Source organism: Micromonospora sp. NPDC007208, assembly GCF_042869175.1.
GTDB classification, from domain to species: Bacteria; Actinomycetota; Actinomycetes; order Mycobacteriales; family Micromonosporaceae; genus Micromonospora; species Micromonospora foliorum.
This window is the reverse complement of record NZ_JBIAFG010000004.1, coordinates 160720-183884: the sequence shown is the minus strand read 5'-3', so window position 1 is coordinate 183884 and position 23165 is coordinate 160720. Positions and strand designations below refer to the sequence as shown.

Below are 23165 nucleotides of genomic sequence, written 5' to 3'. Positions count from 1 at the left end.
GTCGGCACCGCCGAGCAGGGGGAGACGCTGGCATGAGCCGACCGGGCTACGGCGGTGGAGACCTCCCCGCGGTCTTTCCCGACTGGTCGCCCTACCAGGACCTGGAGTCGGCGGCGCGGGCCTACCTGCGCGACCCGGACGTCGCCCTGGAGGCGCTCGGCGGCGTGCTGCGCGGCGCGTCGGTGCTCGGCTTCACCCTGGAACGCTTCGTCAACGAGGTCAACGGGGTGTGGCAGGAGGTCGTCGTCTGCGACGGCAGCCGGCTCATCCTCTGGCACGGCGAGGACGTACCGCCGGAGGAGGGCCCGCCGGGCTCGATGACCTCGTCGCTGCGGGTGGTGCCGGTCTCCACCGTCACCGAGGTGGGCTGCCGGCGGCGGCTCAACCGTGCCGAGAGCGGCGAGATCCGGGTCGACAGCATCGACGTCTACCTGTTGCTCACCTCGCTGGACGAGGCGCCGCCGAGCGAGGAGATGGCCGGCACACCCCGGCACGACGCGCTGCGCTTCGGCAAGACCCTCGACGACGGCGGGGCCGGGCAGATCGCCCGGTTGGAGGAGTTCGCGCGGTTGGTCGCCTCGGTCGTCGGCCGTCCGATGCTCTGAGGCGTACCGCGATCTGGACCCGGCCGGGCCACGCGGCCCGGCCGGTGGGTCAGTCTTCCTCGGCCTCCGGGCCGGCGACCTCGACGCCGTCGCCGCGCACCACGTGGATGCAGTCGCCCGGGCACTCCTTCGCGGAGTCGATCACCTCGAGTCGCAGGTGTGCGGGGACGTCGACACGGCTGCCCGGGGCCATCCGCAGCTCACCGTCGACGCCCTTGACGTAGGCCAGGCCGTCGATGTCGAACTCAAAAACCTCCGGTGCGTACTGCACGCAGAGCCCGTCGCCCGTGCAGAGATCCTGGTCGACCCAGACCTGCAACTCGTCGGTCGCGACCTCGGCCACCTGTGCACCCCCCATGTTCTCCCGTGCCACGCCTCGACGGTACCCGAACGCCGGTAACGGCCCGTCGGGCCACCCTTGGCGATCAAGGTTCGGTGACGAGGGTGTTGCGTGGGACCGAATCGGCCTCATAGCGGCTAGTGTTAGGGCAGAACGTTCAAGCCCCCCGGGGAGGTGGGACGTGGCAGCACGTAGCGACGACGCGGACTCGCGCGCCGCACGGTGGGAGAAGGAAGCCCACGATCTCTCCACGCAGGTCGCGTTCCTGCAAGAGGAACTCGCCCTGGTGCGGCGCAAGTTGACCGAAAGCCCCCGACACGTCCGGCAGCTCGAAGAGCGGCTGGCGGCCACCCAGGCACAGTTGGCGCGGCTGACCGAGAACAACGACCGGCTGGTGAGCACCCTCAAGGAAGCTCGCACGCAGATCGTGACGCTCAAGGAGGAGATCGACCGGCTCGCGCAACCGCCGAGCGGTTACGGAGTCTTCCTGGCCAAGCACGAGGACGGCACGGTGGACGTCTTCACCGGCGGCCGCAAACTACGGGTCGCGGTCTCGCCCTCGCTGGACGTGGGTGACCTGCGGCGCGGCCAGGAGGTCCTGCTCAACGACGCGCTCAACATCGTCGACGCGTTCGGTTACGAGCGGGTCGGCGAGGTGGTGATGCTCAAGGAGATCCTGGAGGGGCCGAACGGCGGGCCGGGCGACCGGGCGCTTGTGGTCTCCCACTCCGACGAGGAGCGCATCGTGCACCTCGCCGAGACGCTCATCGGCTCGGCGATCCGGGCCGGCGACTCGCTCATGATCGAGCCCCGCTCGGCGTACGCGTACGAGCGGATCCCGAAGAGCGAGGTCGAGGAACTGGTCCTGGAGGAGGTGCCCGACGTCGACTACGGCGACATCGGTGGCCTCCAGTCGCAGATCGAGCAGATCCGCGACGCGGTGGAGTTGCCGTTCCTGCACGCGGACCTGTTCCGTGAGCACCAGCTCCGCCCGCCCAAGGGCATCCTGCTCTACGGCCCGCCCGGCTGCGGTAAGACGCTCATCGCCAAGGCGGTGGCCAACTCGCTGGCCAAGAAGATCGCCGAGCGCCAGGGCAAGGAGAAGCACACCAGCTTCTTCCTCAACATCAAGGGCCCGGAGCTGCTCAACAAGTACGTCGGTGAGACCGAGCGGCACATCCGGCTGATCTTCCAGCGCGCCCGGGAGAAGGCCGGCGAGGGCACGCCGGTGATCGTGTTCTTCGACGAGATGGACTCGATCTTCCGGACCCGCGGCTCCGGTGTCTCCTCCGACGTGGAGAACACCATCGTCCCGCAGCTGCTCAGCGAGATCGACGGCGTGGAGGGGCTGGAGAACGTCATCGTCATCGGCGCCTCCAACCGGGAAGACATGATCGACCCGGCGATCCTGCGCCCCGGTCGCCTCGACGTGAAGATCAAGATCGAGCGACCGGACGCCGAAGCGGCCAAGGACATCTTCTCCAAGTACATCCTCTCCGGGCTGCCCCTGCACCCGGACGACCTGGCCGAACACGGCACCGACCCCCAGGCCACCGTCGCGGCGATGATCGACGCCGTGGTGCTGCGGATGTACTCGGAGACCGAGGAGAACCGGTTCCTCGAGGTCACCTACGCCAACGGTGACAAGGAAGTCCTCTACTTCAAGGACTTCAACTCCGGCGCGATGATCCAGAACATCGTCGACCGGAGCAAGAAGATGGCCATCAAGGAGTTCCTCACCTCGGGTCGCAAGGGGCTGCGCCTGCAGCACCTGCTCGACGCCTGCGTCGACGAGTTCCGCGAGAACGAAGACCTCCCCAACACCACCAACCCCGACGACTGGGCGCGCATCTCCGGCAAGAAGGGCGAGCGGATCGTCTACATCCGCACGCTCGTCTCCGGCGGCAAGGGCGCCGAGGCCGGCCGGTCCATCGAGACCGCCAGCAACACCGGCCAGTACCTCTGACCCCAACAGCGAGGGTGTCCGCCATAACGGCGGACACCCTCGCTGCGGGTAGGTCAGGAGCCGGTCACGCAGCGAAGATCCACCGCTTCGACACCACGTAGTTCGCCGCCGACAGCGACGCCGTGACCAGCAACTTCGCCAGCAGGTACGGCGTGCCCGCCCAGGTCAACGCGGACACCAGCACCACGTTCGCCGTCAGGTTGGCGAGGACCAGCGCGAAGTAGCGCCCCACCTGCGGCACCATCTGCGCGGACGAGCCGAACGACCACGCCCGGTTCAGCCCGAAGTTGACCCAGAACGAGGTCAGGAACGACAGGGCGGCCGCAACCGGCAGGACAATCCGGAGAACTCCGTGGTAAACGAAGAGCGACCCCGTGTCCACGGCAACGCTCAGGCCCCCGACGACCAGGAACCGCACAGCACTGTGTCGGGACAGGTGGCGGACGGAATCGGCAACAGGTGACAGCAAAGAGTTCTCCAAGGGGGGACCCGGAGCGGTGAGGACGACGAGGGAGTCTATCGTCTGTCCATCCACCCAGCGGGGCCTGCCCGCGCGAGCCGCGAGGTTGACGTGCCTGATCCCGGAAGAGTGACGCCGCCGGCCGCCGCCGCAAGCCCGGCGGCCACCACGAGCGCAGCCCGACGACACTGGGCCCTCGCCTTCGCCGCGTTCTTCCTGATCATCTTCGCCTGGTCGATGGCCGCCCCCTACGACGGCACCCCCGACGAGCGCGAACACATCGTCCGGGCGGCCGGCGTCGCCGCCGGGCAGATCGCGCCCCCGCCGGCCGCCGCGAAGAAGGGCACCGGAGCCTTCCAGACCGTCCCCGGCGGTCTCGTCCGCGAGCAGTGCTGGCAGTTCAAGAAAGACGTCTCCGCGGCCTGCGCCCAGCCCCCCGGCAGCGACGACACACCCACCCGCGCCGGCACCGGGGCCGGTCGTTACTTCCCCGCCTACTACGCCCTCGTCGGCGCGCCCACGGTGCTCTGGCCCGGCTGGTCCGGTGTGCTGCTCGCCCGCATGATCAGCGCCCTGTGCTGCGCCGCGCTGCTCGCCTGCGCGTACGTCGTGATCCGCAACCGATCCCGCCGCGGCCTCATGATGGGCGCCCTGGTCGTCGTCACCACCCCGATGGCCGTGCACATGGCCAGCGCGGTCAACCCGAACGGCCTGGAGATCGCCGCCGGCATCGCCTTCTTCAGCGCGGTCATCCCCCTGCTGCTCGGCCCACCCGGCCCACGACGCGGCCTCATCCTCCTCGTCGGGATCAGCGCACTGCTCCTGGCCATCCTGCGTCAGACCGGCCCGCTCTGGCTCGCGACCGCCTTCGTCGCGTTCGCCTTCCCACTACGCCGCGGCAACCTCGTCGGCCTGCTACGGGACCGGGCCGCGCAACTCTGGGCGGGCGGCATCGTCCTGTCCACCCTCGTCGTGCTCGCCTGGTCCGTCCGCCAACAAACCTCCGACCTCGGCAACTACTCCGCCGACCGGCTCACCTACGGGCAGGCGGCCCTGCGCGAGGCCGACCGGTGGCGGGGATACCTCGACCAGATCGTCGGAGTCACCTCCTGGCTGGACACCCGCATGCCCGCCCCGCCGTACCTGATCTGGCAGCTCGTCGCCGGAGCACTGCTGCTCATCGGCGTCGTCTGGGGCAGCACCCTCGACCGGTGGCGCCTGCTCGTGCTGCTCGGCGGCGGCGTGGCCGTCCCCTCCCTCATGCAGATCGCCCTGGTCAACGAGAGCGGCTTCGTCACCCAGGGCCGCTACATGCTACCCATGCTGGTCGGCGTCCTGCTCTACGCCGCGTGGACCGCCGAACAACGCGGCTTCGAAACCGCCCGGGCCCGCTCCTTCAGCCGACTCGCCGTGCTGCTCCTCCTGCCGATCCAGCTCTTCTGCCTGGCGTACACGATGGTCCGCTGGCAGAACGGCCTGCCCGCCAACATCGGGCTGAGCAGCCTCAACCCGCTCGCCGGCGACTGGCACCCGGTGGTCGGTTCGGTGATCCCGCTGCTGAGCGCCAGCCTCGGCCTGGTGCTGTTCGGGTGGCTCGTCTGGACCACCACGCGCTCCGCCGCGAGCGACGACCCGACGCCGACCGCCGAGCGTTCTGACACCGAATCCACCGAACTGTTCCGGCCCGCCGGCACTCACCTACAGAGTGCAGGTGCCCAGGGCGGACTACGCTCGACCTGACGGTGGACCGGGTCGGGCGAGCGAAGCGGGTAGGTCGATGAGCGTAAGACGGATCATGGGCACCGAGGTCGAGTACGGCATCTCCGTGCCAGGGCAGGCCGGAGCCAACCCGATGGTCACCTCATCGCAGGTGGTCAACGCCTACGGGGCACGTCCGGAACTCAACCGGGGCGGCCGGGCCCGATGGGACTACGAGGAAGAGTCGCCGCTGCGCGACGCCCGCGGGTTCACCTACTCCGGTGCCGCGTACGACCCCGCCGAGGCACTCGCGGACGAAGACCTCGGCCTGGCCAACGTGATACTCACCAACGGCGCACGGCTCTACGTCGACCACGCCCACCCCGAATACTCCACCCCTGAGGTCACCACCCCCCGCGACATCGTGCGCTGGGACAAGGCCGGCGAGCGGGTGATGGCCGAGGCGTCCCGCCGCGCCGCCACCATCCCGGGCACCCAGCCGATCCACCTCTACAAGAACAACACCGACAACAAGGGCGCCAGCTACGGCGCCCACGAGAACTACCTGATGCGTCGGCAGACGCCGTTCGCCGACATCGTGGCGTACCTGACGCCGTTCTTCGTCACCCGGCAGATCGTCTGCGGCGCCGGCCGGGTCGGCATCGGCCAGGACGGCGGCCAGAGCGGCTTCCAGATCTCCCAGCGTGCCGACTTCTTCGAAGTCGAGGTGGGCCTGGAAACCACCCTCAAGCGGCCGATCATCAACACCCGCGACGAGCCGCACGCCGACGCCGACAAGTACCGCCGGCTGCACGTCATCATCGGCGACGCCAACCTCTCCGAGATCTCCACCTACCTCAAGGTCGGCACCACCGCGCTGATCCTCACCATGATCGAGGAGAAGGCGCTCGGCGGCGACCTCGGCATCGCCGACCCGGTCAGCGAGCTGCGCGCCGTCAGCCACGACCCCGCCCTGACGCACCGCATGCGACTGCGCGACGGCCGCCGGCTCACCGCCCTCGACCTGCAGTGGGCGTACCTGGAGCGGGTCCGGTCCTTTGTCGACGACCGGTACGGCACCGACGCCGACGAGCAGACCATCGACGTGCTCGACCGCTGGGAGAGCGTCCTCGACCGGCTCGGCCGGGACCCGATGCTCTGCGCCGACGAACTGGACTGGGTGGCCAAGCTGCGGCTGCTGGAGGGCTACCGGGAGCGGGAGAAGCTCGGCTGGGGCTCGCACAAGCTCCAGCTCGTCGACCTCCAGTACTCCGACGTCCGGCCGGAGAAGGGTCTCTACCACCGGCTGGTCAGCCGGGGGGCGATGAAGACGCTGCTCACCGACGACGAGACCCGCAGCGCGATGACCGAGCCGCCGGAGGACACCCGGGCCTACTTCCGGGGACGCTGCCTCGCCCAGTACGCCTCCGAGGTGGTCGCCGCGAGCTGGGACTCGGTGATCTTCGACGTGGGCCGGGAGTCGCTGGTCCGGGTGCCGATGATGGAGCCGGAGCGGGGCACCCGCGCGCACGTCGGTGCCCTGTTCGACCGCTGCGCCAGCGCCAAGGACCTGCTGGAGACCTTGACCGGGGGCTGAGCCCGGGTGCGATTGCCCGCCGTGTGCCGCAAGCCGGCGCGCGGCGGGCTTTTCGTCGCCCGCGCGAGGTAAGTTCATCGCAGACGATCGTGGAGGAGGCAGCAATGGCCACTCATGACAGCGGCGGCCAGTCGCAGTCCGGCAAGTCCCGTCAGGGCGAGGAAATCGAGGACGTCACCACCGAGGCCAACCCCGAGGTGGCCGAGCGGCACGCCGAGATCACCGAGGACGTCGACGACCTCCTCGACGAGATCGACTCCGTCCTCGAAGAAAACGCAGAGGAGTTCGTGAGGGGTTACGTACAAAAAGGAGGTCAATGAGCATATAGGGTCAATTCGGACATGCCTAAAGCTGGCGATGATCGGGACGGACTCCGCCGCTGTCGAGATTGCAGCGAATGGAAGGCGCTCGATCAGTTCTGCGTGAGTTCCAAGCGGCCAGGCGGTCGGGGTAGCTACTGCAAACTCTGCTTCAACGAGCGATCCAAGGCGAGCTACGCGCGTCGGGTGAAAGCCAAGCTCGACCGTGAGGTACGCGTAGGTCGCGTCGTGCCAGAGGGCCACAAGTACTGCCCGGCCTGCGATGCGGTCATGCCGTTCGATGCCTTTCCCCGAAACCGGGCGGATGCTTCCGGTTACGCCACCTACTGCAAGCCCTGCGACAACACGAAGACCAGAGAGAACAAAGAGCGCCTCTACGGAGGCAACCGCGAGTATCACCTGCGGCGGCGGTACGGCGTGGGCGAGAAGGAGTTTCAGGAGCTCCTGGCCGAGCAGGGCGGGGTCTGCGCGATCTGTGGCGGTGCCGACCCGCAACATCTGGACCACGATCATCGCACCGGATGGGTGCGCGGGATACTCTGCTTCAACTGCAACGGTGGTCTTGGCCAGTTCCGTGACAGTCCCATGAGGCTGGCCAGGGCGATCACGTACCTGAGAGGAACCACGTGGCAGCGGGCTTTGATCCATCCGGGCGTCTACCAGATGTGTTCACCAACGCGGGGACGTCCTCCTTCACGACGTTTCTGAGTCGGGTGGCCCCCGAGATGTTGCCCGGTCGGCGACCGCTGCCGCCGGGCATGGCAGCCGACCTGGCGCCGCACGCGACCACCATCGTGGCCATCGCGGCCGCCGAGGGTGTGGTGATGGCGGGCGACCGACGGGCCACCATGGGCAACCTGATCGCCCAGCGCGACATCGAGAAGGTGCACCCCGCCGACGCGTACTCACTGGTCGGCATCGCGGGCACGGCGGGTATCGGCATTGAGCTGATGCGACTGTTCCAGGTGGAGCTGGAGCACTACGAGAAGATCGAGGGCGCGATGCTCTCGTTGGACGGTAAGGCCAACCGGTTGGCCTCGATGATCCGGGGCAACCTGGGGGCGGCGATGCAGGGGTTGGCCGTGGTGCCGCTCTTCGCCGGGTTCGACCTGGCCGCCGCCGACCCGGCGCGGGCCGGTCGGATCTTCAGCTTCGACGTGACCGGTGGCCCGTACGAGGAGACCGGCTACGACGCGATCGGGTCGGGGTCGCTGTTCGCCAAGTCCGCGTTGAAGAAGCGGTTCCGGGCCGGGCTGTCCGTCGAGGACGCGACGCGGCTGGCGGTCGAGGCGCTCTACGACGCGGCCGACGACGACACCGCGACCGGTGGGCCGGATCTGACCCGCCGGATCTACCCCGTGGTGATGACCGCGACCGCCGAGGGCACCCGCCGGTTGACCGACACCGAGACGGCGGCGATCGCCGAGGGTGTGGTTGCCGGCCGGATGGAGAACCCGGGCGGTTGAGACCCGCACCTCACCAGTCAGCAGTCGTCAGCACAGCGCCGTAAGGAGAACCGCCGACGTGGCCATGCAGTTCTACGCCTCTCCCGAACAGATCATGCGCGACCGCTCCGAGTTGGCCCGCAAGGGCATCGCTCGGGGTCGCAGCGCGGTGGTCCTCAGCTACTCCGGCGGGGTCCTCTTCGTCGCGGAGAACCTCTCCAGCGCCTTGCACAAGGTCAGCGAGATCTACGACCGGATCGGTTTCGCCGCGGTGGGCCGGTACAACGAGTTCGAGAACCTGCGCCGCGCCGGTGTGCGGATGGCCGACCTGAACGGGCTCAGCTACGACCGGCGGGACGTCACCGGCCGGGCGCTGGCCAACGCGTTCGCGCAGACCCTGGGTGCGATCTTCACCGAGCAGTCGAAGCCGTTCGAGGTGGAGATCTGCGTGGCGGAGGTCGGTGCCACCGCGGACGCGGACGAGCTGTACCGGCTGACCTACGACGGTTCGGTCAACGACGAGCCGGGTCGGATGGCCATGGGTGGTCAGGCCGAGGCGATCACCGGTGTGTTGAAGTCGCAGCACCGGGCGGACATGTCCCTGGGTGAGGCGGTCAGGGTGGCGGTGCAGGCGTTGAGCACCGTGGGTGGTGAGGGCGGTGCCGCCCGGACGATCGCCGCGAACCAGCTTGAGGTGGCGGTCCTGGACCGTCAGCGGGTCGGGCGGACGTTCCGGCGGATCACCGGTGCCGCGCTGACGGCTCTGCTGGACGGGGACGCGGCGGCCGAGGGGCAGGCGGCGGATGCGGCGGGCGGTCCCGCCGAGCCGGTCGTGCCGACCACGGAGGCGCACAAGCCGACCACTTCGGCCGGCTCCGCGGATCTGGAGGACCGGCCCGCGGAGGGCGGCGAACGCTAGGGTTTCGCCCGCTGGTGCCGGGCCCGTGTTCGGGGCCGGCACCAGCGGTCATCCTCGGCGCAGCAGGGGTCTGGTCAGGGCCCAGTAACCGCCGGCGACGGCGTTGAAGGCGCCCAGGCCCGGCGTGGTGGGCACTCCGGAGGGGGTGACCCGACCGGTCATCAGTTCCGCGATGACCCCGTCCGGCACTCGGCGTTCGGCCTGTAGCTGCCGGCGACGGCCGCGTACCCAGCTGCGGTTGCGCCACAACCAGCCCCAGCCCTGCAGTTTCTGCCGGGACCAGCCGCCGACGACGGCGGCGGTGAGCATGGCGGCCTCGGTGAGCAGCAGCGCCGGGGCGAGCACGACGAGTGTCCGCGCCTCGTACGCGGTGAGCAGGGTGACCAGCCGGTTCCGCTCGACCAGGTAGAGCTTGAGGGCGTTGCGGGAGAACTCGTAGTGGTGACGCACGATGGCGTCCGGCACGTACTCCAGTCGTAGTCCGCGCTGCCACAGTCGCAGGCTGAGTTCGGTGTCCTCGTGGTAGGCGAAGTACTCGGCGGCGAAGCCGTCGAGCTCGCGCCAGAGCTGCCGGCTGATCACGAAGCAGCAGCCGCTGAGGGAGGGCACGACTCGCCGCTCGGCGTGGTTGCTGGCCGGTTCGCCGTTGCCGCCGGCCCAGGAGAGCCCGGTGAAGTGCAGCGGGTTGCCGCTGGTGTTGATCAGCTCGGGGGTGTCGGCCAACCGGATGGACGCCATGGCGGCGCCGACGCCCGCCTCGGCGGCGACGGCGGTGGTCTTGGCCAGGGCGTCGGGTGCGACGACGGCATCGGAGTTGACGAACGCGAGCCAGTCACCGGTGGCCTCGGCGGCGCCGACCCGGCAGCCGCCGGAGTAGCCGGTGTTCTCCTCTGGTCGGATGACCCGCACACCGGGGAGGCCCTTGACGATGTCGATGCCGTCCCCGGTGCAGCCGTTGTCGACGACGATGAGGTCGATCTCGACGTCGGCGCTGGCCAGTACCGCCCGTGCGGCGTCGACGAGGTAGGGCTCCGGGCCGTAGGCGAGCATGACGGCGCTCACCCGGGGTCGGGTCATCGGATGCCTCCGGGTACGGCAGGGGAGACGGCCTCGGCGAGTGGCCGGGTGGGGGTGGTGGGTCGACGGACGCCGCCGCGCAGCAGTATCGCCATGGTGGCGGCCACGATGACGGAGCCGATGGTGTACGCCAGTTCGACTCGCAGGGTGACCGGCGCCGGGATCAGCGTCACGGCGATCAGGGCGGCGACGCCGGCGGTCCAGGCGAGGGCCTGGGCGCGGTGCCGGTCGAGGGCGAGGAGGGCTTGGCCGAGCACCATCGCCCACAGGTAGGCCAGCGTGGCGGCCCCCAACCAGGCGAAGTCGCCGTGGCCGAGGACGCCGGGTGCGTCGAAGAGTGTGCCGACCAGCCACGGGCCGAGCAGCACGGCGCCGAGGGCGCCGGTGAGGCCGAGTGCGGTGACGATGCCGAGCGCCCGGCGCAGCAGGCTGTGGAAGCCGGCCTGGTCGCCGGTGGTGGCGGTGGTGGCCAGGCCGGGCAGCAGTGACGCCTGGAGGGAGCCGAAGACGAACAGGGGGATGCGGACCAGCACGAGGGCGGAGAGGAGCGCGCCGGCGGCTGCCGCGTCGGAGGGGGCGAGCAGTTGCACGTTGATCACGCCGATGTTCACCACGACCTGGGAGAGCAGGCTGGAGGCGGTGAGCAGGCCGAGGCCGCGCAGCAGGGTGGCCCAGGCCACCGGTGGGCCTCCGCCGATGGTGCGCAGCACCGGCGGCAGGGTGAGCAGGACGCTGACCAGTGGGGCGGCGACGAGCACGAGCCCGTACCAGACGGGGGAGGTCACCCCGGCCAGCCCGAGTAGGGCGACCATGATGATGCGCAGGCCGCCGTCGATCCCGAGTTGGGCGCCGTACCAGGGGAACAGTTGCAGGCCGGAGAGGACGCCGCGGGTGGCGTAGGCGACGGCCATCGCGGCGAGTGCGCCGATCAGCACGGTGACCAGGTTGCCGTCACCGGCGAAGAGCTTGTCGGCGAGCGGTTGACGGCCGATGGTGACGGCCAGCACCAGCACCGCGAGCAGCACGGCGGCGACGGTGACGCCGCGGGCCAGCACCGGCCCGGGGGGCAGCCCCTGGCTGTGTCGGGCGGCGACGACCCGGGCGACCTCCTGCTCGATCGGCATGAACACGCCGATGCCGAGGGTGAACACGATCGACCAGAGCACGGAGAGGGACGAGTAGTCGGCCTTGCTGAGGCTGTGGCCGGCGACGGCGAGGTGAACGTAGGAGGCGAGCCCGAGAAGGGCCAGCCCGGCACCGACAGCGACGGTGCCGGGCGGGACCAGGCTCAGTAGCCGTCGGATCACCGGCGGATGAGCGCCAGCGTGAGGACAGCGAACGCGCGGCCGAGGTAGACCATCGCCTTGGCGGGGGAGTGGCTGGGTGTGCCGGCCATCCGCTTGCGCATGGCGACCGGCACCTGGCGGATGCGGTAGCCGCGGCGGGCGGTGTGCACCAGGGTCTCCACGGTGTCGCCGAGGTACTCGGCCGGGTACCAGCTGGCGAACATCTCGATGACCCGCCGGTTGGCGGCCCGGAAGCCGGAGGTGGTGTCGGTGAGTTTGGTGTGGGCGACCCGGGACAGCACGGCGGAGAGCATCACCATCGCCCAGCGGCGGGGGCCGCGGACGTTGTAGTCGCCCTCACCGGCGAAGCGGGCGCCGATGACAAGGTCGTTGTCGTCGAGCAGGTCGACGAGCTTCGGCACGTACCGGGGGTCGTGCTGGCCGTCGGCGTCGATCTGGATGGCGACGTCGTAGTTGTTGTCGCGGGCGTAGCGGTAGCCGAGGCGCATGGCCCCGCCGACGCCGAGGTTGTACGGCAGTTTGGCGACCTTCGCGCCGGCGGCGGCGGCGACGGCGGCGGTGCGGTCGGTGGAACCGTCGTCGACGACGAGCACGTCGACGCCGGGCAGTTCGCCGCGGACCTCGCCGACGACGTCGGCGATCGAGCCCGACTCGTTGAGAGCCGGGATGATGATCAATGTGCGCTTGCCGTTAACCATCGGTCGACACCAGTTCGTCTCGGGCTGCCCGGTCCGCGTCGATCTGCGCGCGGAGCAGGGCGAAGTCTTCGGCCAGGGTGCGGGTCTCTTCTTCCAGGGCGCTGACCTCCCAGCTGAGGTGTACGCACACCAGCAGCAGGAAGACGATGCCGAGGAAGAGCACCAGGCTGACACCGGAGGCGACGCCGAGGAGTTCGGCGACGTTGTCGAGCAGCCGGGGGAACAGGGACAGCGGGATCACGATGATCAGTACGGCGAGCCAGAGCATGCCGTACTTCTCGCGCAGCTGACGGCGGCGCAACAGCTCGACGATGGTGCCGAGGAGCAGCAGGCCGGTCAGGCCGGTGACGAGGGTGAGCTTCATGCGACCTTCCACGGGGCGGGTGGAGCGGGGGAGTGGAACGCGTCAACCAGGGCGCTGTGCCAGTCTGGAAGCGGGGCCAGACCCACGGCTGCCCAGCGGCTGTGCCCTAGCACACTGTACGCAGGCCGCGGGGCGGGACGCGGATACCGGTCGCTGGTGGTGGGTCGGATCCGCTCCGGGTCCAGCCCGGCCAGCGTGAACGCGGCGCGCGCGAGCCCGTACCACGTCGTCTGGCCGGCGCAGGTGCCGTGGTAGACGCCCGGCGCCGCGGAACCGGCCAGCGCGGCGTCGGCGAGCGCGACGAGCCGCTCGGCGAGCGCGTGGGACCAGGTGGGCTGGCCTTGTTGGTCGTCGACCACGTCGAGGTGCTCGTGCTGGGTGGCGAGTCGGAGCATGGTGGCCACGAAGTTCGGGCCGTGCGCGCCGTACAGCCAGGCGGTGCGTACGACGTACCCGGTGTCGGGCAGCAGCCGCGCGACGGCCTGTTCGCCGACGAGCTTGCCGCGGCCGTAGGCGTTGACCGGCGCGGTGGGCGCGTCCTCCGGGTAGGGGCTGTCCGCGTTGCCGCCGAGGACGTAGTCGGTGGACACCTGGATGAGCCGGGTTCCGTCGGTGGCGCAGGCCGCGGCCAGGTTGGCGACGGCGTCGCCGTTGACGGCGGTCGCCGCGGCTTCGTCGGTCTCGGCGGCGTCGACGTTGGTCCACGCGGCCGCGTTGATCACCAGGTCGTGCCCGGCGACGGCGGCGTCCACCGCCGCGCGGTCGGTGATGTCCAGGTCGGCGCGGGTGGCGGCGGTCACCTTGAGGTCGGGCCGTGTCCCCAGCACGGTGACCAGGTCCCGGCCGAGCATCCCGCCCGCGCCGGTGACGAGTAGTCGGGTCATGCGCTCGGCGCGGACTTGAGGGGTTCCCACCAGCTGCGGTTGTCCCGGTACCAGCGGACGGTGTCGGCGAGGCCCTGTTCCAGGGTGATGCTGGGTTGGTAGCCGAGCTCCTCGCTGATCTTGGTGATGTCGAGGGAGTACCGGCGGTCGTGGCCCTTGCGGTCGGTGACCGGGACGACCCGGTCCCACCCGGCGCCGCAGGCGTCCAGGAGCAGGCCGGTGAGTTCCTTGTTGGTCAGCTCGGTGCCGCCGCCGATGTTGTAGACCTCGCCGGCGCGGCCCTTCTGCTGCACGAGGGCGATGCCACGGCAGTGGTCGTGTACGTGCAGCCAGTCACGGATGTTGCCGCCGTCGCCGTAGAGGGGGACGGTGCCACCGTCGAGCAGGTTGCTGACGAACAGCGGGATGACCTTCTCGGGGAACTGGTACGGGCCGTAGTTGTTGGAGCAGCGGGTGACCACCACGTCCATCCCGTGGGTGCGGTGGTACGACAGCGCGAGCAGGTCGGAGCCGGCCTTGGACGCCGAGTACGGCGAGTTGGGGGCGAGGGGCCAGGTCTCGGTCCAGGAGCCCTCGTCGATCGAGCCGTAGACCTCGTCGGTGGAGACGTGCACGAACCGGCCGGTGCCGTGGCGCAGCGCCGCGTCGAGCAGCGTCTGGGTGCCCAGCACGTTGGTGGTGACGAACGGCGCGGCGCCGGCGATCGAACGGTCGACGTGTGACTCGGCGGCGAAGTGCACGATCACGTCGTGCTCGGCCACCACCTCGTCGACGACGACCGGGTCGCAGATGTCGCCCTGCACGAACCGCAGTCGCGGGTCGTCCCGGACGGGCTCGAGGTTGGCCAGGTTGCCGGAGTAGGTCAGTTTGTCCAGCACGGTCACGACGGCCGGCTCGAGCGGCGGCACGCCGTCCGCACCGCCGAGCGGCTTGCCCAGCAGCAGACGAACGTACTCCGACCCGATGAATCCGGCTCCGCCGGTGACGAGGATCCTCACGGGTCCGGAAGTATACGCGACCGGCGGTGCGACACCTGGGACGCGACCCCCGCATAATCTGTCCGGGTGCGGCTAGGCTTCCCCGGTGCGTGGAATCCTACTTGCCGGCGGCACCGGATCCCGGCTCTGGCCGATCACCCGGGCGGTCTCGAAGCAGCTGATGCCGGTCTTCGACAAGCCGATGATCTACTACCCGCTCTCCACCCTGGTGATGTCCGGGGTCCGCGAGATCCTGGTGATCACGACTCCGGACGACCAGGACCAGTTCCGTCGGCTGCTCGGCGACGGCAGCCAGTTCGGGCTGCGGCTGGAGTACGTCAGCCAGGAGCGCCCGGAGGGCATCGCACAGGCGTTCATCCTCGGCGCGGACTTCATCGGCACCGAGTCGGTGGCGCTGGTCCTCGGCGACAACATCTTCCACGGCGTGGGTCTGGGTCGGCAGCTCGCCGACCACGGTGACCCGGTCGGCGGGCGGGTCTTCGCCTATCAGGTGGCCAACCCGCAGGAGTACGGCGTGGTCGACTTCGACGCCGATGGTCGGGTGCTCTCGATCGAGGAGAAGCCGGCCCGGCCGAAGTCCCGCTACGCGGTGCCCGGCCTCTACTTCTACGACAACCGGGTCGTGGACATCGCCCGCAAGCTCACCCCGAGCGCCCGCGGCGAGCTGGAGATCACGGCGGTCAACGAGGTGTACCGGGAGACCGGGGAGCTGTCGGTGACGGTGCTGGACCGGGGCACGGCCTGGCTGGACACCGGCACGTTCACCTCGATGATGCAGGCCGCCGAGTTCGTCCGGGTGGTCGAGGAGCGGCAGGGCCTCAAGATCGGTTGTGTCGAGGAGGTCGCCTGGCGGGCCGGCCTGATCGACGACGCGCAGCTGCGCGCGCTCGCCGAGCCGCTGACCAAGAGCGGTTACGGCGACTACCTGCTCCGTCTGCTCACCGAGCAGGCCGGCGACGGGGGTTCCTGGTGAAGATCCGGGAGTTGAGCATCGAGGGCGCCTGGGAGATCACCCCCCAGCAGCACGGTGACCCGCGCGGCATGTTCATGGAGTGGTACCGCTTCGACAAGCTCGCCGAGGCGGTGGGGCACCCGCTGCGGCTGGCCCAGGCCAACCTGTCGGTCTCCGCGCGGGGCGTGGTGCGCGGCGTCCACTTCGCCGACGTCCCACCCGGGCAGGCCAAGTACGTCACCTGTGTGCGCGGCGCGGTCCTCGACGTGATCGTGGACCTGCGGGTGGGTTCGCCCACCTTCGGCCGTTGGGAGGGCGTCCGGTTGGACGACACCGACCGGCGGGCGGTCTACCTCAGCGAGGGGCTGGGGCACGGGTTCTGCGCGTTGACCGACGACGCGACGTTGAGCTACCTCTGCTCGGCCACCTACAACCCGACCGGCGAGCACGCGGTGCACCCGCTGGACGACGAGTTGGGCATCGAGTGGCCCGCCGACGTTCCGCTGTTGTCCGCGCGTGACGACGCGGCGCCGACTCTGGCGCAGGCCCGCGAGCGGAGCCTGCTCCCGGAGTACGACAGCTGCCGGCGGTTCGTGGCGAGCCTCGGCGCGGACGGAATGTCGCACTCAACCGGTATGTGACAGCGCTCGGAGCACGACCTGTGGTCTGACAGTGACGAACCGGGCCTCCGGGCGGCTAATGTCACACCATGGAGCGGCGAATCTTCGGCCTCGAGACCGAGTACGGCGTCACCTGCACCTATCGCGGGCAGCGGCGGCTGTCCCCGGACGAGGTCGCGCGGTATCTGTTCCGTCGCGTGGTGTCCTGGGGCCGGTCGAGCAATGTCTTCCTGCGCAATGGAGCCCGGCTCTACCTGGACGTCGGGTCGCATCCGGAGTACGCGACACCGGAGTGCGACTCGGTGACCGATCTCGTGGCCCACGACCGGGCCGGCGAGCGGATCCTGGAGGGCCTGCTCGTCGACGCGGAGAAGCGGCTGCACGACGAGGGCATCGCGGGTGAGATCTACCTGTTCAAGAACAACACCGACTCGGCCGGCAACTCGTACGGGTGCCACGAGAACTATCTGGTCTCCCGGCACGGCGAGTTCGGCCGGCTCGCCGACGTACTCATCCCGTTCCTGGTCACCCGGCAGTTGATCTGCGGGGCCGGCAAGGTCCTGCAAACCCCCCGCGGCGCGGTCTACTGCCTCTCGCAGCGGGCCGAACACATCTGGGAGGGCGTCTCCTCGGCGACCACCCGCAGCCGCCCGATCATCAACACCCGCGACGAGCCGCACGCCGACGCCGAGCGCTACCGGCGGCTGCACGTGATCGTCGGGGACTCCAACATGAACGAGGTCACCACGCTGCTCAAGGTCGGCACCGCCGACATCGTGCTGCGGATGATCGAGGCCGGGGTGGTGATGCGCGACCTGTCCCTGGAGAACCCGATCCGGGCCATCCGGGAGGTGTCGCACGACATCACCGGCCGGCGCAAGGTGCGGCTGGCCAACGGCAAGGAGGTCAGCGCGCTGGACATCCAGCAGGAGTACCTCTCCAAGGCCACCGAGTTCGTCGAGCGACGCGGTGGCGACCAGGCCGCGAAGCGGGTCGTCGAGCTGTGGGGCCGGGTGCTCAACGCGGTGGAGACCGGCGACCTGGAGCCGGTCTCCCGGGAGATCGACTGGGTCAGCAAGCTGCGGCTCATCGAGCGCTACCAGCGCAAGCACGACCTGCCGCTGTCGCACCCCCGGGTGGCGCAGATGGATCTGGCGTACCACGACGTGCGCCGTGGGCGGGGCCTCTACGGGCTGCTGGAGCGCCGCGGCGAGGTGGACCGGGTGGCCACCGACCCGGAGATCTTCGAGGCCAAGGAGACCCCTCCGCAGACCACCCGGGCCCGGCTGCGGGGCGAGTTCATCCGGCACGCCCAGGAGAAGCGCCGGGACTTCACCGTCGACTGGGTGCACCTGAAGCTCAACGACCAGGCGCAGCGCACCGTGCTCTGCAAGGACCCGTTCCGGGCGTACGACGAGCGGGTGGAGCGGCTGATCGCCAGCATGTGAGCGGGTTGCCGGCCCCGGCGGTGCGCTGCGCCGACGGGGCCGGTCAGCCCGGCGTACTGAGCGGTTAAGCTGAGCGCGCCATGACGACTTCTGGACCTTCCGACCCCTCCGACCGCGGCACCGAGCGGCAGAACTGGGTCGAACGCCGGCGCGAGAAGATCCGCGCCGAGGTCGACCGTAACCGGCGCGGTGAGTACACGGTGCCGACGTGGGTGCTGGCCCTGGCCCTGGTGCTCATCGTGGGCGGCTGGCTAGCCCTCATCTTCCTGGCCTAACCCCCCACCCCCCACCCCACCCCCCACCCCCGTGTCCTGCCCCCACCCCAGCGCGCGTCGATCATGAAGTTGTTGCCATGACACGCCGGGGCGGCGGGCAATAACTTCATGATCAACCGGGGTGGGCGGCCCCGGGGCCCGGGGCCTGGGGGTTAGGGGAGGAGGGTTACGGCGTGGCGGCCGGCGGCGGCTGCCGCCAGGAAGTACGCGCGGTCGGCGTCGAAGCCACGGCCCATGGTGGACAGCGGCACGGCGCTGGCCCGCAGCGCGGCGTCGAGACCGTCGGTGAGCACCCGGACGATCCGGTGCCGGGCCGAAAGGGGCGCCAGCGCCGCGTGCACCTCGGCCGCGAGGGACGGCGCCAGGTCCTCGGGCACCACCAGCTCCGCCGGGGCGAGCGCCACCCGGCCGTACGCGGTAAGACTGTGGTGTGACACGCCCCGGTGCCGGGGGCGGGGGTCGGCGTCGGAGATGCGCAACGAGCCGACCGGCTTTCCGCCGAGCGTGGCGATCGCGTTGACGGCCTCGCCGACGGCGACGCCGGAGAAGCCCCACCGGGTGCCGGTGCCCAGGTTGCCCGGTCCCTGCGCCACGATCGCCACGTCCGCGTGGAGCACGTACCGGGCGGCGAGCAGACCGCCGTGCAGGGTGGTGGCCTCCAGGTCGCCACCGAACGCCTGCCCGACGGTGATCGTGCCGGCCAGCTCGGCCCGCAGCCCGGCGAGGGTGCGGGAGAACCAGGCGGGCAGCGCCCCACCGTCGGTGAGCAGGTACGCCACCCGCGCCCGCGGGGCGTCGGCCCGGATGCCGGCCAGGATCGCCGGGAGCGCCGAGTGCAGGTCGGCGGTGACCACCGGCAGGCCGCCCAGGTCGTCCGCGTCGGCCAGCACGTCGCGGTGCGGGGACGCCTCCTCGTCGACGCCGAGGAGGATCGGCTGCAACGGCGTGTAGCGGGCCTTGACCAGGTGCCCGGCGTCGCGGGTGTCGGCGACGTCCGGCGGGTCCGGCGGCAGCCGGTCGGGCAGGGCGACCACCAGGGCGTACCCGCCGGTGCCCAACCCCATCAGCAACGCGCCGGCGTTGAGCAGCACCCGGTCGCCGGGCTCCGGCGTGCCGACCAGCTCCGGGTAGGCCAACGCCCGCATCCGCGTGCCGTCGGGTAGGTCGACGTCCAGCTCCACCGCCCCGGTCCACTGCCGTCGCAGCGTCGCCACCGTCCCCGTACGCCATCGCACCATGACGGGCACGCTAGCCGCGCGGGCCGGGCGGCCCGCGCCGGGGTGTGGTTCAGGTCGGTTCGGGGCCGCCGGCGTCCGGGCTCGGCCCGGCCTGGGTGCGCCGGGCGGTGCCGGTGGCGCCCGGCAGCGAACGGGTGGGGTCGAGGAAGACGAACCGGATCTCCGGGTACCGGTCGGTGAGCCGCCGCTCGGCCTCGTCGGCGGTGGCCTCGATCTGCGCGCCGGTGGCCTGGTCGCGGAAGTCGACCTTCGCGGCGACCAGGATGTCCTGCGGGCCGAGCTGCATGGTCAACAGGGTGTCGATGCGCTCCACCTCGGGCAGCCCGGCCAGCTCCCGCTCGATCTCGCGGCGTAGCCGCTCCGGGACGGCCCGGCCGACCAGCAGCGACAGGTTGTTGCCGGCGAGGACCCCGGCGACCGTCAGCAGCAGCAGCCCGATGAGGATCGACGCGACGCCGTCCCACACCTCGTCGCCGGTGGCGTGCGAGAGGCCGACGCCGAGCCCGGCCAGCACCAGACCGACCAGGGCCGCGCTGTCCTCCAGGAAGACCGCCTTGACGGTGGTGTCGGCGGTCAGCCGCAGGAACCGCCGGGGCGTGGTCTCCCAGCGTCGTGACTCGCGGCGGACCTGCCGCACGGCCCGGGCCAGTGAGACCGACTCGATGGCGAACGACACCCCGAGCACGATGTACGAGATCAGGTAGTCGCCGCTGTGCTCGTGCACCAGGATCGTGGTGACGCCGTGGGTGACGGCGAAACCGGCGCCGGCGACGAACGTGAACATGGCCGCGAAGAACGCCCAGACGTAGCTCTCCTTGCCGTACCCGAAGGGGTGTCGTTGGTCGGCCGGACGGGCGCCGCGGCGCAGCGCCTGGAAGAGCAGCACCTCGGTGGTGGTGTCGGCGACCGAGTGCGCCGCCTCGGAGAGCATCGCGGCGGATCCGGAGATCAGCCCGGCGATCAGCTTGGCGACCGCGATGGCGAGGTTGGCGGCACCGGCGACGACGACCGTGCCGACGCTCTCGCTCTCGGGCCTGGCGTCCGCTTGCGACATGAGGATCACCCTATGACCGGGAACGGCGGCGCGCCGGGGGAGGCCCGATCCGAACAAGTGTGCGGCACGCCCGCGTGGGTGCACGGTGTGAGCGTGTCGGCTGCTAGCGTCTACCGCGTGTCGCGGACCCGCACCGAACGCCTGGTCAACCTGGTGATCTGCCTGCTGTCCACGCGACGGTTCCTGACCGCCGCGCAGATCGCCGCGACCGTGCCCGGTTACGAGCACGATCCGGACGACGCGCGCGACCACGAGGCGTTCCAGCGCAAGTTCGAGCGGGACAAGGCCGAGCTGCGCGAGCTGGGCGTGCCACTGGAGACCGGCACGGCGAGCGCCTTCGACGCGGAGCCCGGCTACCGGATCGCCCACCGCGAGTACGCGCTGCCCGACATCCTCCTCGAACCGGACGAGGCCGCCGCGGTCGGCATCGCCGCCCGGCTGTGGCAGCACGCCGGTCTGGCCGCCGCCGCGTCGTCGGGGCTGGCCAAGCTGCGTGCCGCCGGGGTGGACGTGGACCCGCAGGCGACCCTCGGCCTGGAGCCGATGGTCACGGTCGACCCGGCGTTCGCGCCACTGACCGCCGCCGCTCGGGACCGCCGCGAGGTGGGGTTCGACTACCGGGTGCCCGACCGCGACGCGCCCAGCCGGCGGCGGCTGCAACCGTGGGGCGTGGTCTGCTGGCGCGGCCGGTGGTATGTGGTCGGCCACGACCAGGACCGGGAGGCGACCCGCTGCTTCCGGCTGTCCCGGGTCGTCGGCGCCGTCCGGGTGACCGGTGCCCCCGGCGCGTACGAGCCACCGGCCAACGTCGACCTGATCAGCCACGTGGCCCGTTGGTCGGGTCCGGTGGAGCGCACCGGCCGGGCCACCGTGTTGGCCGTCCCGGGGCGGGCCGCCGGGCTGCGCCGCTGGGCGGTGGAGGTGACCGCCGGGCTGGACGGCGACCGGCTGGTCCTGCCGTACGCGGACCCGGACGGGCTGGCCGGTCACCTCGTCGGCTACGGCCCGGACGTGCGGGTCCTCGACCCACCGGAGGTCCGCGAGGCGGTCATCCAACGACTCAAGGAGATCGCCGTGCGACACGACGAGCTGGCCGCCAGCGGGGGTGCCCGGTGACCCGCCCGGCCTCCCGCAACGCTTCCCGCGCGTCCGCCGACCGGCTGGCCCGACTGCTCAACCTGGTGCCCTACCTGCTGGCCCGGCCCGGCATCGAGATCGCCGAGGCGGCCGGTGACCTCGGCGTCACCGAGCGGCAGCTCCGGGAGGACCTGGAGCTGCTCTGGGTGTGCGGGCTCCCCGGGTACGGGCCCGGTGACCTGATCGACATGGCGTTCGACGGTGACCGGGTGACCATCACCTACGACGCCGGCATCGACCGGCCGTTGCGGTTGACGCCCGACGAGGCCCTCGCGCTCGTGGTGGCGCTGCGGATGCTGGCCGAGACGCCCGGGGTGGCCAACCGGGAGGCCGTCGAACGGGCCCTCGCCAAGATCGAGGACGCGGGTGACCTGGTGGGCGCCCCGGTGGCGGTCCGGTTGCCCGGGGACACCCGGCGGGTCGAGGCGCTGCGCGCCGCCGTGGAGGGCGGCAAGGCCCTGCGGATCACCTACTACACGGCCGCCCGGGACGAGACCACCGAGCGCGTCATCGACCCGCTGCGGGTGCTCATGGTCGGCGGCCGGGCGTACGTGGAGGCGTGGTGCCGGCGTGCCGAGGCCGTTCGGCTGTTCCGCGCCGACCGGATCGACGCGATCACCGAACTGGACGAGCCGGCCACGGTGCCGCCGCAGGCCGTCCCGCACGACCTCACCGAGGGCGTCTTCCGCCCGTCGGCCGACCTGCCGCTGATCACCCTGCGTATCGGTCGGAGCGAGCGGTGGATCACCGAGTACTACCCGTGTGAGCGGGTGGAGGCCGGCGACGGCGACCAGTGGCTCGTCTCCCTGCGGGTCACCGACCTGGGCTGGGCCCGCCGGTTCGTGCTGGGCCTCGGCCCGGAGGTGACTGTGGTCGCCCCGGTCGAGTTGGCCGAGCAGGTGCGGGCGACGGCGGCCGCCGCACTGGACGCGTACGCCGTGCCCGCGCCCACGGCCGTGCCCCTGCCGACCGAGGTCGACCCGCAGCGCGCCCCGTCGGGTGACCCGGCGGTGGCCGGCCGCACCCAGTAGGCTGACCGCCGTGCTGATCTGGATCGTGCTCGCGGTGGTGCTGCTACCCCTCGTGGCGCTCGCGCTGGCCGTGCGCCCGGTACTGGCCCGGTTGCCCCGACTGCGCCGCGCCGCCGTGGCGTTGCAGCGGCGGGCCGTCGAGGCCGAGGCGCTGCGGGAGACCGCCGAGGCGCTGCAACAGCGTGCCGAGGACGTTCAACGTCGGGTCGACACCACATCCCGACGGCTCGCGGTGATCAAGGCCAAGCGCGGCTGACCGAGCACGCGCCCGGCGGTGGTTGACGGATCATCGCGGGTTGGTCAAGACTTCACCCTTCCGCCCAGACCACCACCACCCAGTGGGTGGCGGGCAGCCGATCCGCACGTACGATGGGCTGCGTACCACCCCCCGGACACAGAGCGACTGGAGCTTCTCATGGGTGCCCTCAAGCCGTGGCACATCGCTGTTCTCGTGGTTGTGCTGATCCTGCTCTTCGGTGCGAAGCGGCTCCCCGACGCGGCCCGCTCGCTGGGTCGGTCGCTGCGGATCATCAAGGCCGAGACCAAGAGCCTGCAGGACGACGACCGCGACCTCGCCGAGAAGGCCGACGCGCAGGCCGGCTACCAGCCGCTGCCGCCGCACGTCGGGCAGCAGGCGCCATACGCTGGCCAGCCGCAGCAGGCCCCGTACCAGCAGGCGCCGCCGCAGCAGCCGGTCGTCGACCCGGTGCACCGCGTCCGCGACAACTGACC

The 23165-nt window shown here is 70.9% G+C and carries 26 protein-coding genes; 16 read left to right on the top strand and 10 right to left on the bottom strand.

The annotated features are described in order from the left end of the window. Nucleotides 1-32 precede the first annotated feature (32 nt). Nucleotides 33-605: a hypothetical protein gene (locus tag ACFYL6_RS10015; protein WP_091408625.1), complete on the top strand. Its 573-nt coding sequence runs from the start codon at nucleotides 33-35 to the stop codon at nucleotides 603-605. Nucleotides 606-654: 49 nt separating this feature from the next. Here the strand turns inward: ACFYL6_RS10015 and ACFYL6_RS10010 are convergent, their stop codons facing one another. Beyond that, complete coding sequence (locus ACFYL6_RS10010) at nucleotides 655-948, bottom strand: ferredoxin (protein ID WP_387170389.1); 294 nt, start codon at nucleotides 946-948, stop codon at nucleotides 655-657. Between the two features lie 178 nt (nucleotides 949-1126). On the opposite strand from ACFYL6_RS10010, the gene arc reads away from it, so the two are divergent. Continuing rightward, a complete protein-coding gene (arc, locus tag ACFYL6_RS10005; protein ID WP_030332887.1) occupies nucleotides 1127-2911 on the top strand; it encodes a proteasome ATPase in 1785 nt (594 codons plus the stop codon). Between the two features lie 64 nt (nucleotides 2912-2975). Here arc and ACFYL6_RS10000 read toward each other — a convergent pair whose 3' ends face one another. Continuing rightward, the gene (locus ACFYL6_RS10000; protein WP_238660968.1) at nucleotides 2976-3329 is read right to left on the bottom strand and encodes a GtrA family protein; all 354 of its coding nucleotides are present in this window, start codon (nucleotides 3327-3329) and stop codon (nucleotides 2976-2978) included. Nucleotides 3330-3482: 153 nt separating this feature from the next. On the opposite strand from ACFYL6_RS10000, the gene ACFYL6_RS09995 reads away from it, so the two are divergent. The 6 genes from ACFYL6_RS09995 to prcA all read left to right on the top strand — a co-directional run bounded on the left by ACFYL6_RS09995 (nucleotide 3483) and on the right by prcA (nucleotide 9350). Then, nucleotides 3483-5111 carry a DUF2142 domain-containing protein gene (locus ACFYL6_RS09995; RefSeq protein WP_387169804.1) on the top strand — a complete coding sequence of 543 codons (1629 nt, stop codon included), beginning with the start codon at nucleotides 3483-3485 and terminating at the stop codon, nucleotides 5109-5111. Nucleotides 5112-5148: 37 nt separating this feature from the next. Then, the gene (gene dop / locus ACFYL6_RS09990; RefSeq protein WP_372492830.1) at nucleotides 5149-6666 is read left to right on the top strand and encodes a depupylase/deamidase Dop; all 1518 of its coding nucleotides are present in this window, start codon (nucleotides 5149-5151) and stop codon (nucleotides 6664-6666) included. Nucleotides 6667-6770: 104 nt separating this feature from the next. Next, nucleotides 6771-6986, top strand: coding sequence for a ubiquitin-like protein Pup (locus ACFYL6_RS09985; RefSeq protein ID WP_030332902.1), 216 nt, complete (start codon nucleotides 6771-6773; stop codon nucleotides 6984-6986). A gap of 186 nt (nucleotides 6987-7172) precedes the next feature. After that, complete coding sequence (locus tag ACFYL6_RS09980) at nucleotides 7173-7694, top strand: endonuclease VII domain-containing protein (protein ID WP_387169802.1); 522 nt, start codon at nucleotides 7173-7175, stop codon at nucleotides 7692-7694. After that, nucleotides 7613-8452, top strand: coding sequence for a proteasome subunit beta (gene prcB / locus ACFYL6_RS09975; protein ID WP_181518379.1), 840 nt, complete (start codon nucleotides 7613-7615; stop codon nucleotides 8450-8452). The genes ACFYL6_RS09980 and prcB overlap by 82 nt, the downstream gene beginning before the upstream one ends. 58 nt (nucleotides 8453-8510) lie before the next feature. Further along, nucleotides 8511-9350, top strand: a complete 840-nt coding sequence (prcA, locus tag ACFYL6_RS09970; protein WP_387169800.1) for a proteasome subunit alpha — start codon at nucleotides 8511-8513, stop codon at nucleotides 9348-9350. Nucleotides 9351-9398: 48 nt separating this feature from the next. On the opposite strand, the gene ACFYL6_RS09965 is transcribed toward prcA, so the two are convergent. The 6 genes from ACFYL6_RS09965 to rfbB are packed head-to-tail and all read right to left on the bottom strand — an operon-like array spanning nucleotide 9399 to nucleotide 14678. Further along, entirely contained in the window at nucleotides 9399-10427 is a 1029-nt protein-coding gene (locus tag ACFYL6_RS09965; RefSeq protein ID WP_387169798.1) for a glycosyltransferase family 2 protein, read from the bottom strand. After that, nucleotides 10424-11734 (bottom strand): lipopolysaccharide biosynthesis protein, encoded by a 1311-nt coding sequence (locus ACFYL6_RS09960; protein ID WP_387169796.1) that lies wholly within the window; start codon nucleotides 11732-11734, stop codon nucleotides 10424-10426. Before ACFYL6_RS09960 ends, ACFYL6_RS09965 begins: the two co-directional genes overlap by 4 nt. Further along, on the bottom strand, nucleotides 11731-12432 hold the full coding sequence (locus ACFYL6_RS09955) for a glycosyltransferase family 2 protein (protein ID WP_387169794.1): 702 nt from the start codon (nucleotides 12430-12432) through the stop codon (nucleotides 11731-11733). Before ACFYL6_RS09955 ends, ACFYL6_RS09960 begins: the two co-directional genes overlap by 4 nt. Then, nucleotides 12425-12796 (bottom strand): DUF2304 domain-containing protein, encoded by a 372-nt coding sequence (locus ACFYL6_RS09950; RefSeq protein ID WP_139584287.1) that lies wholly within the window; start codon nucleotides 12794-12796, stop codon nucleotides 12425-12427. The genes ACFYL6_RS09955 and ACFYL6_RS09950 overlap by 8 nt, the downstream gene beginning before the upstream one ends. After that, nucleotides 12793-13680 carry a dTDP-4-dehydrorhamnose reductase gene (gene rfbD / locus ACFYL6_RS09945; protein WP_387169793.1) on the bottom strand — a complete coding sequence of 296 codons (888 nt, stop codon included), beginning with the start codon at nucleotides 13678-13680 and terminating at the stop codon, nucleotides 12793-12795. Before rfbD ends, ACFYL6_RS09950 begins: the two co-directional genes overlap by 4 nt. Further along, the gene (rfbB, locus tag ACFYL6_RS09940) at nucleotides 13677-14678 is read right to left on the bottom strand and encodes a dTDP-glucose 4,6-dehydratase (RefSeq protein WP_387169791.1); all 1002 of its coding nucleotides are present in this window, start codon (nucleotides 14676-14678) and stop codon (nucleotides 13677-13679) included. The genes rfbD and rfbB overlap by 4 nt, the downstream gene beginning before the upstream one ends. 85 nt (nucleotides 14679-14763) lie before the next feature. Here rfbB and rfbA point away from each other — a divergent pair, with 85 nt between their 5' ends. The 4 genes from rfbA to ACFYL6_RS09920 all read left to right on the top strand — a co-directional run bounded on the left by rfbA (nucleotide 14764) and on the right by ACFYL6_RS09920 (nucleotide 17973). Then, complete coding sequence (gene rfbA, locus ACFYL6_RS09935) at nucleotides 14764-15651, top strand: glucose-1-phosphate thymidylyltransferase RfbA (RefSeq protein ID WP_387169789.1); 888 nt, start codon at nucleotides 14764-14766, stop codon at nucleotides 15649-15651. After that, complete coding sequence (gene rfbC, locus ACFYL6_RS09930; RefSeq protein ID WP_387169787.1) at nucleotides 15648-16271, top strand: dTDP-4-dehydrorhamnose 3,5-epimerase; 624 nt, start codon at nucleotides 15648-15650, stop codon at nucleotides 16269-16271. Before rfbA ends, rfbC begins: the two co-directional genes overlap by 4 nt. 68 nt (nucleotides 16272-16339) lie before the next feature. Then, the gene (gene pafA / locus ACFYL6_RS09925; protein WP_357379633.1) at nucleotides 16340-17698 is read left to right on the top strand and encodes a Pup--protein ligase; all 1359 of its coding nucleotides are present in this window, start codon (nucleotides 16340-16342) and stop codon (nucleotides 17696-17698) included. Between the two features lie 80 nt (nucleotides 17699-17778). Next, nucleotides 17779-17973, top strand: coding sequence for a hypothetical protein (locus tag ACFYL6_RS09920; RefSeq protein WP_387169785.1), 195 nt, complete (start codon nucleotides 17779-17781; stop codon nucleotides 17971-17973). A 152-nt stretch (nucleotides 17974-18125) separates the two neighbouring features. Here the strand turns inward: ACFYL6_RS09920 and ACFYL6_RS09915 are convergent, their stop codons facing one another. Both ACFYL6_RS09915 and ACFYL6_RS09910 read right to left on the bottom strand, forming a co-directional pair. Then, nucleotides 18126-19211 carry a DUF3866 family protein gene (locus ACFYL6_RS09915; RefSeq protein WP_387169784.1) on the bottom strand — a complete coding sequence of 362 codons (1086 nt, stop codon included), beginning with the start codon at nucleotides 19209-19211 and terminating at the stop codon, nucleotides 18126-18128. Between the two features lie 49 nt (nucleotides 19212-19260). Beyond that, nucleotides 19261-20265 (bottom strand): cation diffusion facilitator family transporter, encoded by a 1005-nt coding sequence (locus tag ACFYL6_RS09910; RefSeq protein ID WP_387169782.1) that lies wholly within the window; start codon nucleotides 20263-20265, stop codon nucleotides 19261-19263. Between the two features lie 117 nt (nucleotides 20266-20382). On the opposite strand from ACFYL6_RS09910, the gene ACFYL6_RS09905 reads away from it, so the two are divergent. The 4 genes from ACFYL6_RS09905 to tatA all read left to right on the top strand — a co-directional run bounded on the left by ACFYL6_RS09905 (nucleotide 20383) and on the right by tatA (nucleotide 23163). Then, nucleotides 20383-21381: a helix-turn-helix transcriptional regulator gene (locus tag ACFYL6_RS09905; RefSeq protein WP_387169780.1), complete on the top strand. Its 999-nt coding sequence runs from the start codon at nucleotides 20383-20385 to the stop codon at nucleotides 21379-21381. Further along, nucleotides 21378-22433 (top strand): helix-turn-helix transcriptional regulator, encoded by a 1056-nt coding sequence (locus tag ACFYL6_RS09900; protein ID WP_387169778.1) that lies wholly within the window; start codon nucleotides 21378-21380, stop codon nucleotides 22431-22433. The genes ACFYL6_RS09905 and ACFYL6_RS09900 overlap by 4 nt, the downstream gene beginning before the upstream one ends. A gap of 10 nt (nucleotides 22434-22443) precedes the next feature. Then, a complete protein-coding gene (locus tag ACFYL6_RS09895; RefSeq protein WP_387169776.1) occupies nucleotides 22444-22689 on the top strand; it encodes a hypothetical protein in 246 nt (81 codons plus the stop codon). A gap of 159 nt (nucleotides 22690-22848) precedes the next feature. After that, complete coding sequence (tatA, locus tag ACFYL6_RS09890; RefSeq protein WP_387169774.1) at nucleotides 22849-23163, top strand: Sec-independent protein translocase subunit TatA; 315 nt, start codon at nucleotides 22849-22851, stop codon at nucleotides 23161-23163. Nucleotides 23164-23165 lie beyond the last annotated feature (2 nt).